The organism is Sphingobacterium sp. Ag1, assembly GCF_000988325.1.
Lineage (GTDB): Bacteria > Bacteroidota > Bacteroidia > Sphingobacteriales > Sphingobacteriaceae > Sphingobacterium.
Genome location: NZ_LBGU01000040.1, coordinates 123,006 through 136,053, shown reverse-complemented (window position 1 = coordinate 136,053; position 13,048 = coordinate 123,006). Strand labels below are relative to the sequence as shown.

9 protein-coding genes are annotated in these 13,048 nt (G+C 41.6%); 8 read left to right on the top strand and 1 reads right to left on the bottom strand.

Translation table 11 applies throughout. The features are described from left to right. The first annotated feature begins 207 nt into the window (after nucleotides 1-207). Entirely contained in the window at nucleotides 208-1,017 is an 810-nt protein-coding gene (locus AAW12_RS14100; RefSeq protein ID WP_046674274.1) for a helix-turn-helix domain-containing protein, read from the top strand. Between the two features lie 2 nt (nucleotides 1,018-1,019). Here AAW12_RS14100 and AAW12_RS14095 read toward each other — a convergent pair whose 3' ends face one another. Continuing rightward, on the bottom strand, nucleotides 1,020-2,144 hold the full coding sequence (locus AAW12_RS14095; protein WP_046674273.1) for an MBL fold metallo-hydrolase: 1,125 nt from the start codon (nucleotides 2,142-2,144) through the stop codon (nucleotides 1,020-1,022). 383 nt (nucleotides 2,145-2,527) lie between these two features. Here AAW12_RS14095 and AAW12_RS14090 point away from each other — a divergent pair, with 383 nt between their 5' ends. The 7 genes from AAW12_RS14090 to AAW12_RS14060 all read left to right on the top strand — a co-directional run bounded on the left by AAW12_RS14090 (nucleotide 2,528) and on the right by AAW12_RS14060 (nucleotide 13,036). Next, on the top strand, nucleotides 2,528-3,088 hold the full coding sequence (locus tag AAW12_RS14090; protein ID WP_046674272.1) for an RNA polymerase sigma-70 factor: 561 nt from the start codon (nucleotides 2,528-2,530) through the stop codon (nucleotides 3,086-3,088). Nucleotides 3,089-3,153: 65 nt separating this feature from the next. After that, nucleotides 3,154-4,113, top strand: coding sequence for a FecR family protein (locus AAW12_RS14085; RefSeq protein ID WP_197084041.1), 960 nt, complete (start codon nucleotides 3,154-3,156; stop codon nucleotides 4,111-4,113). A gap of 252 nt (nucleotides 4,114-4,365) precedes the next feature. Then, nucleotides 4,366-7,779 (top strand): SusC/RagA family TonB-linked outer membrane protein, encoded by a 3,414-nt coding sequence (locus tag AAW12_RS14080; RefSeq protein WP_046674388.1) that lies wholly within the window; start codon nucleotides 4,366-4,368, stop codon nucleotides 7,777-7,779. An 11-nt stretch (nucleotides 7,780-7,790) separates the two neighbouring features. Then, a complete protein-coding gene (locus tag AAW12_RS14075) occupies nucleotides 7,791-9,284 on the top strand; it encodes a RagB/SusD family nutrient uptake outer membrane protein (protein ID WP_046674270.1) in 1,494 nt (497 codons plus the stop codon). 5 nt (nucleotides 9,285-9,289) lie between these two features. Beyond that, nucleotides 9,290-10,027 (top strand): DUF4843 domain-containing protein, encoded by a 738-nt coding sequence (locus AAW12_RS14070; RefSeq protein ID WP_084823183.1) that lies wholly within the window; start codon nucleotides 9,290-9,292, stop codon nucleotides 10,025-10,027. Nucleotides 10,028-10,037: 10 nt separating this feature from the next. After that, complete coding sequence (locus tag AAW12_RS14065) at nucleotides 10,038-11,549, top strand: PKD-like family lipoprotein (protein ID WP_046674268.1); 1,512 nt, start codon at nucleotides 10,038-10,040, stop codon at nucleotides 11,547-11,549. Between the two features lie 17 nt (nucleotides 11,550-11,566). Further along, nucleotides 11,567-13,036, top strand: a complete 1,470-nt coding sequence (locus AAW12_RS14060) for a TlpA family protein disulfide reductase (protein WP_046674267.1) — start codon at nucleotides 11,567-11,569, stop codon at nucleotides 13,034-13,036. The last annotated feature ends 12 nt before the right edge of the window (nucleotides 13,037-13,048 follow it).

The following is a 13,048-nucleotide window of genomic DNA, read 5'->3' as shown; positions in this document are numbered from 1 at the left end:
GATTGAACAGCAGGCTTTATTATAATTGGTGGATTTCTGTATAGCATTCTTTGCGATTTGATTTGAGCTGTGCGGCAAATATATTTTGAGCTTTTGGACAACTAGACTTTGTAAAAGGTATGAGATATTTGCTACCTTTAGACTGGGACTGATCTTAGCTATTGGTACCCATAGTCGCACAGCCATTTAAAATAAATCGTATTGAGCATGGAAGAGAGAGATTTTGGGAATGCCTTTTTGTATTCCTGTTATGTCGAGAAAGCATTTGGGCATGAACAGTTTATTTCCGAACATGTCGTTTTTTTTCAGCTATCTGGTGAAACACACCTGGATCATCAGAAAGGAAAATTGGTGGCGACAGAAGGGCAGATTGTAGTTGCCCGTAGAAACCAATTGGCCAAAGCTTTTAAATACCCCGCAGAAAATAATGTTTACAAATCTGTTTCAGTATTACTGGGGGCTGATCGGCTGAAGCAATACGCAATGGACCATCACCTCAGTTCGGACAAAAAGTATCAGGGTGAGTCTAATGTTGTACTGGAAAGTAACCTGTTTATAAGAAGTTATTTTGAGTCATTGACACCCTATGCGGAAGCCATCGACCGTGTGAGCCCACAGATGGAAAATATCAAGATCTACGAGTTGATCACCTTGTTGTTGGAAAGCTATCCACAATTAAAAGACCTGCTTTTTGATTTTTCAGAGCCGCATAAAATTGATCTCGAGCAATTTATGGTTAAAAACTATCGGTACAATGTGCCTTTGGAAAATTTTGCGAAGCTAACAGGGCGGAGTTTAGCAAGCTTTAAACGTGATTTTGAGAAAATATTCCAGACGTCTCCCCGAAAATGGCTGCAAGAAAGACGTCTTTCTGAGGCCTATTATCTAATTGAAAATAAGCGTCAAAAGCCCTCTGATTTTTATCTTGATCTGGGCTTTGAAAACCTTTCTCATTTTTATGCCTCTTTCAAGGAGAAGTTTGGGATAACACCAGCGACCATCAATTCCGTTGCTTAAAATTATTTCCGCCACCAATAACTAGGTGTTAAAGGGGGCTGATCGAGGTCGATGACCTGACCGATCATGGGGGTAAGCAAAGGCTGTTGTTGTCGTATTGCTTCCTTGGAAATACGTTCTAGAGGTTCATTCCAGGCATGATTGGCCAATACAAACTTGGACGAATGGACGGGGAAAAGTAAGGACGCTTTGAGATCATGTGCCGCTTGGACAACCTCCTCCGGCATCATGTGTATGTGTTTCCAACTGAGGTCGTATTGGCCATTTTCTAATATAGCCAAGTCAAAAGGACCCAATCGATTACCTATTTCTTTGAAGTGGCTGTCATAACCGCTATCCCCGCCTAAATAGAGTTTCATTGAAGGGGTCTGGAGGACGTAGGAGGCCCATAGGGTATTGGCAGAAAATATGCTGCGGCCTGAAAAATGTCTGGCGGGCGCAACTGTTACACTGAAACCATCACCCAAGTTAAATTCATCCCACCAATCTTTTTCGATGATCTGTTCAGGACGATATCCCCAATATTCAAGATGGGAGCCAACACCAAGACCAACAATGACTTTTCCAACCCGGGGTTGCAGCGCTTTAAGCGTCTTGTAGTCCATGTGATCGTAATGGTCATGTGATATAAATAGATAGTCAATCGGCGGTAGGGCAGATACGGTAGAGACATCGGCTCCTTTAAACGCTTTTACACTTCCCGGAATAGGGGAAGCACTGCCACTAAGGACAGGGTCGACGAGTATGTTCTTACCATCGATACGAAGGAAATAAGAGGAGTGACCAAACCAAACAAGCCCATGAGGTTGACCTAACAACTTTTCCCAGTCGATATCCACTGTTCGTATAGTATGTTTGGGACTTGTTTCGTTCGATCGCTTAAAAAAGTAATCGTATAGGGCCACGGTCCAGGGTTGTGTAAGCTGGGGTGTAGGGCTGCTATTCTGAAATTTACCGTCCCGATATTGCTTGGATAACTGTATGCGTTGAAGTCTTTCACCCGAGGGTCTTTTGCCGAATTGTGGATGCATCATATATAGTCCGATAAAAGTGATGAGAACTGTCAGTCCTAGGATTGTTATTTTCAAAAATATAAGCCATTTCTTCCTGCTGTTTCTTGTTGTCATCTGCTTGTTGTATGGCAACAAAGGTATGGCTGCTGAGGCAGATTTGTTTTTGTTGACAGCTCAAATTTATGTGCTGTATGGCTCATCTAATGGTTTTTAATAGGAGCGGAATAAGCATTGTGAAAAACCTGTAATGGATGATAATTTTATTAATTTGTGCTTTTAATTGTAATTTTTATGGCAAAAGACTTTTTTATCTGAAATATTTCTTGAAATTTAGTCCTTAATTCTTTTTTCTTGAAAGTTATCGTATGTTTAGGTAAGAATAGATGAAGAGATACAAAATCGCTGAAAATAAAATCTATTGATTTGGTAGATTATAATAAGGCAATTTGTATATTTGACCAGTTTCACAATGACCTAACTTTAAAAATACTGCGGATATGGAGGTAGCAGATTTAGAAAAGCATTGGCTAGTCTCTTTGCAACAAGGTGATAGACATGTTTTTGCGGATATTTATGATTTTTACTGGAAAAGATTGTTAGGCATTGCCTATAACCTAACGAAAGACAAACAAACAGCAGAGGAAATTGTACAAGAGGTATTTGTTTCACTATGGAATAGACGTGAGGATGTGCAAATAAACTTGCTGTCCCAATATTTAGCGACAGCTGTAAAATTTGCTTCTTTTAAAGCACTGCAACGTGCCAGGCGACATGAGCAAATCCTGAACACTGCTGTCGTTCAACCTATGTTCCAGCAGGATCAGAATACAATTGATGCACGCTTTTTACAAGAATATCTTCATGAAGTTGTTGAAACACTACCTGATCGTTGTAAGCTGGTCTTTCAGCTGAGTCGCGAAGAACATTTTTCCAACCGTGAAATAGCCGCCGAACTCCAAATTTCGGAAAAGGCTGTGGAAGCAAATATTACGCGTGCCCTGAAAGTGTTGCGTATGCAATTGCGCAAGGTTGGCTTTATCTTTTTATTTTTTATTTAAAAAAAAGCAATTTGAATATAGGGGTACCCATAGTCATGTGGTACTATCATATAACGGACGATTTCATGGACAATAGTAATTTACAGCAACTAATCGATAAATACCTTCAGGGAACAATTTCTGTAGAAGAAAAAGAGCGTTTACTACTGTGGTATCGTCAGCAGCAGGAAGAGGAAAACATTTGGGAACTAGCGCCAGGAGAAACAGAGCAGCAGGTCGGTGAACGAATGAAAGCCAATATTTGGGCGCAAATGGATAATACACCTGTGCGTAAGCGTGTTTACTGGCCCTATGCGGCTGTAGCGGCGACGCTATTATTGTTTTCTTTTTCCATTTTGATGTGGAATAAATCTACTTCGAATGAACAGCAGGTGGCCTTTTCCAAATCGGAAGGATCGGCGAATCGATTTATCCTATTGCCAGATAGTTCACGTGTTGTTTTGCGGGCAGGGAGTAAACTTTCCTATCCCAATACCTTCGATGATGCAACACGTGAGGTTAGCTTGGAAGGTGAAGCATATTTTGATATTAAACATCGGAATAATCAACCTTTTATTATTCATACAGGGGAGATTAAAACAACTGTCCTGGGTACGGCATTTACAATAAAATACCCGGCTGACAGTAAGCAGATCGAAGTCCTTGTCGAACGAGGAAAAGTAAGGGTAGAAAATGAAAAGCAAGTATTTGCCGAGCTTGTGGCGGATCAGAAAATCGATCTCAAAGAATCACAGTTGAAGGGTAAGGTTGAGAAAGTAAATTCCGCATCGGCATTAAGCTGGAAAAGACAGGATATGTCTTTTGACGCTCTGGCTTTTGGTGATATCGCTAAAAATTTGGAAAAACGGTATGGAGTGGAACTACATTTTATCAATCCAGCTCTAGAAAATTGTCCCGTCAGCGGGAAATTTACCGGAAGCGAAACGATCGAAGAGGTCTTGTTGAATATCTGTGCTACGCGCAATGCGACCTATCGTAAGACAGCTGATGGTCAATATGAAATACAGGGAGAGGGCTGTCAATAAAAAATGGAGTGAAAAAAACTAACATACATTAACTTAAAAATCAACGCCTAATGAAAACGAAAAAACAAACTTAACAGCAAGTGATATAGTAAAAACTCCCTGGCCGTAGGAAGCAAAACAGGGAGCTGAGCTTATTCGATTATTGACAAACAATTAAACCCAATACAAATAATGCAAAAATTCTTGTTTTTTGCAAGTGGGGATTATTTTGCCCACTTTAACCCTAAACATCGAAAAATCTTTCTATCTACCATGAAAGTAAATTTGATCGGGGGCTTGTTGCTATCCAGTTCGCTACAATTGATGGCACTGCCCGAAACGTTGGGTCAACGGATGAACACAGTGAAGATTCACATGGAATCTTCGTCTATGTCATTAAAAAAGGCTCTTCAGGAACTTGAAAATAAATCGGGGATTACTATTTTCTACCCCAGTGATCAGGTGGAGCAATATATGGCCCCTACATTGGATAGGCAATCGCGGTCTGTCGCCCAGACTTTACAGCTTATGCTTCGGCAAACCAATCTGAGTTTTAAGGAAACTTCTTTGGGGGTCGTTCTTTTTGAGGATCACGACAAACAGCGTAAGGTCAAAAATGAGCGTGAACAGCCTCGCCGTATCGGCGGGATAGTCTTAGATGACCAAGGTAAGCCCATTGCCGGTGTGACTGTTCTCACCAAAAATGGAAAGGAGCAGGGGGCACCATCGGGCAATAGTACTGCAACGGATCAAAATGGACATTGGGGATTGCCTGTTACTGGACCGGTGTCTACCCTAGTTTTTTCAATGATCGGCTATGAAACACAGGAGCTTGCACTCTCCGGTAGATCCGAATTTAAGATCGTGCTAAAAACGCTTGAAAATAGGATTGAAGATGTAGTTGTCACCGGGCTTTTTGAGCGGCCAAAGGAAATGTATACGGGTGCTGCGCGATCATTTACCAAAGAGCAGTTGCAAAATGTGAGCAGCGACAATGTGCTATCGGCAATCAAATCACTTGATCCATCTTTTCAAATGCCCGAGAACCTCAACTTGGGTTCTAACCCCAATGCATTACCCGAGGTCACGTTGCGTGGAGGAAATAGTCTTATCGATCCAAATAGCAGCGGAAGCAATCCTTTCAATTATTCGAATAATCCAAATACCCCCTTGTTTATTCTGGACGGTTTTGAAGTATCGTTATCCCGGATCAATGATCTCGATCTGACGCGTATCAAAAACATCGATCTGCTTAAGGATGCTACAGCAACATCTATTTATGGGTCCCGCGCGGCAAATGGCGTCGTGGTGATCGAAACGATTCGCCCAAAATCAGGCAAGCTCCAGGTCACCTATACAGGTAATATGACCTTGGAAATACCCGATCTAAAGGGGTATGATGTACTCAACGCGGCCGAAAAACTCGAGCTTGAGCGACAGATCGGCGTATACGACTACAGTTGGAATAGTACCGATCAACAGTTAAAAACTATTTATAACAACCGATTGGCTGCGGTACGTTCTGGTGTCAATACCGATTGGCTGGCACAACCGGTACGCACCGGTGTTGGGCAAAAGCATAATCTTTATCTCGAAGGAGGAAGGGAGGAAATTCAGTATGGAATCAACCTCAACTATTATAACAATGCCGGTGTAATGAAAGGATCTAGTCGCCAAACGATGACTGGAAACACATTTTTGGCCTACAGATACAAGAACCTCATCTTCAAGAATGATCTGACTTTAGTGTCTAATAAAGGTACCAATTCACCTTATGGTTCATTTCGACAATATACACAGCTAAATCCCTACTGGACCCCATATAATGCTGATGGATCTTATAAGGTATATCTCGAAGATATCCTTAATGAGGAAACTGGAAAACGCCTGACGAACTTTGATAGCTATGACAATCTCACTGGTTATGTGGGCAGACCGGTAAATCCGCTATATGACGCGGCATTGAACTTAGTTGATCAGACAAATTACCATAGTATAATCAATAATTTTGCCTTGGAATGGCAGGCGTACAGCTGGTTAAAATTAAAGGGAACTTTTGCTTACCTCTATCAAGCCGACGAATCAGATCGCTTCTTGCCTGCACAACATTCATCCTTTACCAATGTAACAACCTTTGAAAAGGGTTCTTACACAAAAGGTTATGGTAAAAATCAACGTTATGAGGGTATATTCTCTGCCAATTTCAATAAAACCTTTGACAAGAATTTGATTTTCGCAACGTTGGGTGCGAATATTAGTCAGGAAAACAATCATACTGAAACGTTCAAAGTGGTTGGTTTTCCAAATTCGAGCATGGACAACATGAGTCAGGGACTTCAGTTTGCAACCGGTACAAAACCAGAAGGAACGGAGAATATCAAACGTTTGGCAGGTCTGTTTTCTAACCTTTCTTTTGCGCACGATAACCGCTACTTATTAGATTTTTCGTTTCGCCTAGATGGATCTTCCCAATTTGGTAGTGACAATAGATTTGCACCATTCTGGTCCGCAGGGGCTGGGTGGAACTTGCATAAAGAACATTTTCTAGCACAAGCCAAAGGAATAGACCGGCTTAAACTGCGCTATTCTTTCGGTTACACGGGATCACAAAATTTTGATTCTTTCTATGGTAAAACAACCTCCCAGTATTTCAATTCCACAGACTACCGTGGGATGATCGGGACTTATTTACTCGGATTTGGAAATAACGCTTTGGCTTGGCAAAAGACACAGAAGAATAATATAGGATTGGATTTGACACTTTTCAAGCGTTTTGATCTCACAGCGAACTATTATATCGAAAAAACGGAAGGTTCTATCGCGAGCATATCCACAGCGCCATCGACTGGGTTTGACCAATATAAAGAAAATATGGGCGATCTCGAGGCGAAAGGCTGGGAACTTTACACCCGTTACAATATTTTGGCAAACAGTGCCAACCGGAATAACTGGTCTGTTTTTGTTAACCTCTTTTCGGTCAAGACCAAGATTACCAAAGTCTCCAATACCATTGCTGCACTAAATAAATCGGCCAATGAGAAGCTATCTTCTCTTCCGATTACCCGTTATGCAGAAGGACAATCGCAAACGGCGATCTGGGCGGTACCGTCGCTAGGGATAGATCCCGCATCGGGTTATGAGATTTTTAGAACAAGGGATGGCAAATTGACCAATACATACAATCCACTGGATCAGGTAATCGTTGGAGACTCGCGCAGTGATGTAGAGGGTACTTTCGGAACCAATTTCGAATACAATGGAATTGGGTTTAATGCATTTTTCCGATTTAGGCTGGGTGGACAGGCTTATAACCAAACACTCGCAGATCGGGTAGAAAATGTCAATGCACGTCTCTACAATGTGGATAGAAGAGTTGCCGAGGAGCGATGGATGAAACAAGGAGATCATGTATTCTATAAGGGATTGATCGATGCCGATGGCTATGCGATCAGTACGCCTACCTACGCAACTTCCCGATTTGTGCAAAATGACAATTTACTTTCCCTGGAAAGTGTTTCAGTCTTCTATCGTTTCAAAGATCAATTGACCAAACGCTGGCGTATGAGCAATACTAAAATATCGCTGTATTCCAATGATGTTTTTCGCATGTCTTCGATACGTCGGGAACGTGGCCTTGACTATCCTTTTGCACGCTCATTTACACTTCAATTATCCACCAGTTTTTAAAAGCAACACAGATGAAAATCATTTACAACAACAAGGCTTATAGTGTATTGCTTGTGATAGGACTGGGTATTTTAACTCAATCCTGCAACAAATGGCTAGATGTACAGCCCAGTACACAAACAACCGAAGAAAAGCAGTTTTCGTCCGAACAGGGATATAAGGATGCTCTGATCGGAATCTATCAGAAAATGGCGCAGGCAAACAGTTATGGTAAAGAGCTTAGCTATGGATGCCTGGATGTGCTGGCACAGCTCTATCAGAGTAAATCCAATGCCAATACCGATACCTACGGGCAAATGGCAAGATATAATTATACTGACGCTACAGTTAAATCTACATTGAGTAGCTTATGGACGACACAATACAGTACCATCGCTCAGGCCAATTATATCCTCAAAGATATTGATGCCGATAAAGGACTTTTTACCGGAGTAAATTATCAGCTAGTTAAAGGTGAGGCTTTGGCGACCCGGGCGCTACTTCATTTTGATCTGCTGCGTCTTTTTGCTGCGTCACCAGTAGGAAGTCCTACGGAGGATAGTCCAAGCATCCCGTATATGACCGCATTTACGGTCAACCCGGGCAAGGTTCTCCCGCGAGCCGAAGTACTTGCCTTATTGGAGAAAGATCTGAAAGAGGCAGAAGCATTATTGGCCGTATATCCGACAATAGACCAGATTAAAGATAATGCTGCGAATACCTCTTTGGAGGTCTTTACCATGTTTCGTCAAAACCGACTGAATGTTTGGGCTGTTAAGGCCTTGCTGGCAAGGATCTATCTGTATCGGGGCGATAAGGTCAATGCGCTTAAATATGCCAAAGAAGTAATCGATAGCCAAAAGTTTGAATTTGTGAACGGCAATACCAACACCGTGAATGCAGCAAGTACCACTTCCAATGCGATTTTTAGCACGGAGCATATCTTTTCGATTTACAAATCCAACCTAAAAGAGCTATCGGACCGTTATTTCAAAACAGAAGCGGGCGCTCCTGAAAATGAGGATTTATTTACCACATTGACCAACCTCAATAACTGGTATGAGATCGCTGTTGCCGGACATGCCATTGATATCCGTGGGCCACAAGCTTCAAACAGCCGTTGGAATCAATTTAATGCCACAACAGTTTATAATACGAAGTATTATGTCGGCAACAATGTGACAAATGTTAATCAAAAGCTGGTTCCTGTGATTAAGCTTTCGGAGATGTATTATATTGCTGCAGAGGCGAGTGAAACGTTGGAGCAAGCATTGAGCTACCTCAATAAAGTGCGTACAGCACGTTTGATACCGACTTTATCTGCGAGTACCATCAGTACGCCTACATTGCTAGAAGGTGAATTATTTAAAGAATATCGCAAAGACTTTTATGCTGAAGGGCAATTATGGTACTACTATAAGCGCAAAAACTACAGCACACTACAAAATAGCGTTGGGGGTACCATGGATAATAGCAAATATGTTTTCCCCTTACCGGACAATGAAATTGAATTTGGCCTGAACTAGACAGCATGATGAAAAGATTACTCACCTTTATTGGAGCATGTGCTGCTCTGCTGTTCACTTTACTCGGATGTAAGGAGGACGATAAATTGATGTTCGATGACAGTGATCCCAAAGTTTATATAGATAAGCGTTATGCAGGGACACGGGTAGATAGCGTAAACTATAGCTTTGCCTTTCAATCGAAAGATATCCTTACGGATACCGTTCAAATTCCACTTCGGATTATTGGCTTGCCCCGCAATATTGACCGTCCCGTAGCCATTGCACTGACAGCAGGTTCTACAGCAAAAGAAGGTTATCACTTTAAGCTTGAGCATGCTGTAATTCCGGCCAATGCATCTGATGGTCTTGTGGACGTCATATTTTTTAGACGTGCAGGGCTCAAGGATAGCGTTGTTACGGCTGAATTAAAAATTATAGCAAATGCTGACTTTAAACCTGGATATAACGATAAGGCCGTATCTGCAGTGCTCGACCGATTGACCTGGCGTTTCACCTTAACCGATAAACTGGAAAAACCAAGCATTTGGGATTCCTATTGGAAAAATCTGTTTGGAGACTATTCCAATACGAAGATCCTGTTTTTGACACAGTTGCTCGATTATACTAATTGGAACCAGGGAGGATTGTTTCCACAGGATAGCAATCGGATGCTGGCTCAGGCACGATTAGGTATTTACGAATATGAAAAGGCCAACGGCCCGATGTTCGATGAAAATGGTAACAGGGTGATTATTCCCTAACTGAAATATTATGAAAAAAATAAAATTATATCAGCTATTATACCTGACTCTGATAGCACTGTTAAATTTCTCCTGTGCAAAAGATGAGGGTAACTACAGTTATACTGTGCTGGATAAGGTTAGTTTTCCTGAAGAAAAGAGTGACACGACAATCTTTATCCAACAGGGGAAGGCTTTGACGCTTTCACCACAGGTTACATACGATGGGGATGCGAATGACCTTTCCTATGAATGGTTTGTCTACCTTAATTCGGCAAGTGCAAGTTATGTACAGGACAGTACTTTGATTGCTAAAACAAAAGCGCTGAATTATACGGTTTCTCCAGATATTTTTGTACTGGGTGAAAATTACAAATTGACTTATAAAGTGACGAATAACAAAACCGGAATCGCTGTATTTCGTTTCTATCAGCTTGCGGTTCAGGATTTATTTACGCAAGGCTGGATCTTTTTGGAAGACCGCAATGGAAAAGCTGATCTTTCCATGATTTTGCGGAACGGTACATTATACCATGATATCTATAGTGGAAGGAATGCAAATTACCCAATTGCTAATCCCAAAAGCTTTAGCATATCGCCCCAATCCATCTCAGATGGAGTGGCACAGGATGGTAAGAAATTCTATATCGTTGGGGCCAATGATGCCATTGAATTGGATGGCAATACCATGAAGAAACGTTTTGACTATGCGTATCTATTTTTCCAAGCTCCAGCAACGATCAAACCTGAGTATATTGCTTGGGGTGGAGCTGGGGGTAACAATCTTGGACTTTTGATTAACGACGGTAAACTGTATCCCAATATGGTCGGTGGATTTCCCGGAGCCAAAAAATTTGGAGCTGAAATGAAGTCTTCAACGCATGAATACACGTATAATCTAGCCGCGCAACATATATCGGGTGCCAATTATTCGGATACCTACAATGTCTTTGTATTTGATCGGTTGAATAGGTGTTTTTATGCAGTTACTTCCAGCAACCTCAATGCTTTTGATGCAGCTTCACAGAATACGGCACTCTTTGACATGAATAACGTAGGCATGGATCTGATTAAACTGGATTCCTCCAATGTAAGTACTGTCCGCAATGCAATTATGCGCACGACAGATGGTTCTGAAGCCTATTTGCTGCAATTTCGAACCACGCGAACCGCTGCTGAGCCAACTATAAATGTGGCCAAACAACACTTGGACGCTCCAGGTTTGACCAAAGCAGCCGATCTCAGCTGTTCTACTTTATCTCCACATATCTTTTATGTAGCCGATGCAAAGCTCTATCGGTATGAGGTGACCTCTAATAGTTATACCGTGGAATATCAACTGCCGACGAATGAAACTGTCAGCAAAATAAAATTTGAACGGCATGGCTATGGTCAGGGCTTGCCGCGGTTGATTGTGGCGACTTGGAATGGGACAGAAGGAAAAGTCTACTATTTTAAAGTGAGCGCGACAGGCGCCATCCAGTCACTGGATAAGACCTTCACGGGGTTTGGGAAAATCATTGACTTAGCATATAAATACTAATTATACAACAGATTAACATGAAATTTAAATTGATGATAGGCCTTTTGTTGGCCTCGGGAACAGTGCTTGCCCAACAAGTGGACCGTACTAAAATGGAACGTTATTACCAGATTGCCAATGGTGGAAATGCCGAAAGGAAAGACTCCTTGGCAAATGCCTTATTTGCTGAATCAAAAAAATATAATTCAGAAGATGAATACCGTACGGCAATCAATGTCCTACGAACACTGGAAAAGGAAGACAAACAGCTTGCTTTGGAGAAAATTGCGACTAAAAAATATCCGAAAGGCAAGATTACACGGGAAGCATTTTTGACAAATGTGTTCTACAAAGCAGAAGAAACTGCGGCTAAAGAAAAGGCTTACCTAGAGTTGATAAAAAAATGGCCAGTGGCTAATTTTCCTGGTGATGAACTAACCTATGATTATGTGTTGGGATCTTTGGCGACTTCTTTTGCAAAAGACGGTAACGCTAAAAAAGCAACGTATTATTTAGGTGAAATGAAAGAGCGTTTCTGGCGAGGAAATGGTTATTTGCCAACGGGACAAGCGTTATTAGCTGCTGGAGATACAGCCGCTGCCGCGCCAATTTTTAAGACCGCAATGGATGATGCTTATTACTATATCAGTTTGCCGGAAGAACAGAAAGATAATAAAGCCAGATTTGCTTCCATGGGCTATGCCAGCGCGATGTCGGCTTACGTCAATATTTTAGTTGGACAAGGAAAATATCGGGAGGCACTTGACTATATTGATAAGGCTTTGGTAGCAGCACCTGAACAAGCCGATGGGTTGGCGAAAGTGCATGCAAAAGCGCTATTAGGCGTCAACCGCAAGCTTGAGGCCTATAATATCTTATCTAGGCTCTACGCCAAAGGTCAATTTGAGACTGAGGCCGAGTTGAAGAAATTGTACGGCGAACTCAATGGTACTTTAGCGGGTTATGAGCAATATAATGCCACTCTTAAGGATGAGCTTGTTAAAAATATTCGTGAACACATCAAAGGAAATGAGGTTTTCAAGAAGGCACCTGATTTTGAATTGTTAAACTTGAAAGGTGATAAAGTCAGCTTGGCTAGCCTCAAAGGAAAAGTTGTCGTACTCGACTTTTGGGCAACCTGGTGTCAGCCCTGTGTACGTTCGTTTCCAGGAATGAAAGCAGCGCAGGAGCTCTATGCGAATGATAAAGATGTACAATTTATTTTTGTGAATACCTGGGAACGCGATAAAAATTACAAAGAGAATGTTGCGAAGTTTATCGACAAAAATCAATATCCTTTTGAGGTGATTTTTGATGATCAGAAAGATCCGGAAACAGGAAAAGTGTTGGCGGGTAAATTGGGTATAAACGGTATTCCTTCCAAATTTATTTTGGATAAGGACGGTAATATTCGCTATATGCTAACAGGATCGACCCCTAATGTTGATTACATTAAGTTAGAAATGCGTGAGCTGATCGAATCCGCAAAAAAAGAGAAAAAAGGATAAACAAACAAAGCC

Bases quoted from the DNA above. Each gene is read 5' to 3' on its own strand.
- AAW12_RS14075 (WP_046674270.1), top strand. From the start codon at position 7,791: ATGAAAATCATTTACAACAACAAGGCTTATAGTGTATTGCTTGTGATA.
- AAW12_RS14070 (WP_084823183.1), top strand. From the start codon at position 9,290: ATGATGAAAAGATTACTCACCTTTATTGGAGCATGTGCTGCTCTGCTG.
- AAW12_RS14085 (WP_197084041.1), top strand. From the start codon at position 3,154: ATGGACAATAGTAATTTACAGCAACTAATCGATAAATACCTTCAGGGA.
- AAW12_RS14090 (WP_046674272.1), top strand. From the start codon at position 2,528: ATGGAGGTAGCAGATTTAGAAAAGCATTGGCTAGTCTCTTTGCAACAA.
- AAW12_RS14100 (WP_046674274.1), top strand. From the start codon at position 208: ATGGAAGAGAGAGATTTTGGGAATGCCTTTTTGTATTCCTGTTATGTC.
- AAW12_RS14095 (WP_046674273.1), bottom strand. From the start codon at position 2,144: ATGACAACAAGAAACAGCAGGAAGAAATGGCTTATATTTTTGAAAATA.
- AAW12_RS14060 (WP_046674267.1), top strand. From the start codon at position 11,567: ATGAAATTTAAATTGATGATAGGCCTTTTGTTGGCCTCGGGAACAGTG.
- AAW12_RS14080 (WP_046674388.1), top strand. From the start codon at position 4,366: ATGAAAGTAAATTTGATCGGGGGCTTGTTGCTATCCAGTTCGCTACAA.
- AAW12_RS14065 (WP_046674268.1), top strand. From the start codon at position 10,038: ATGAAAAAAATAAAATTATATCAGCTATTATACCTGACTCTGATAGCA.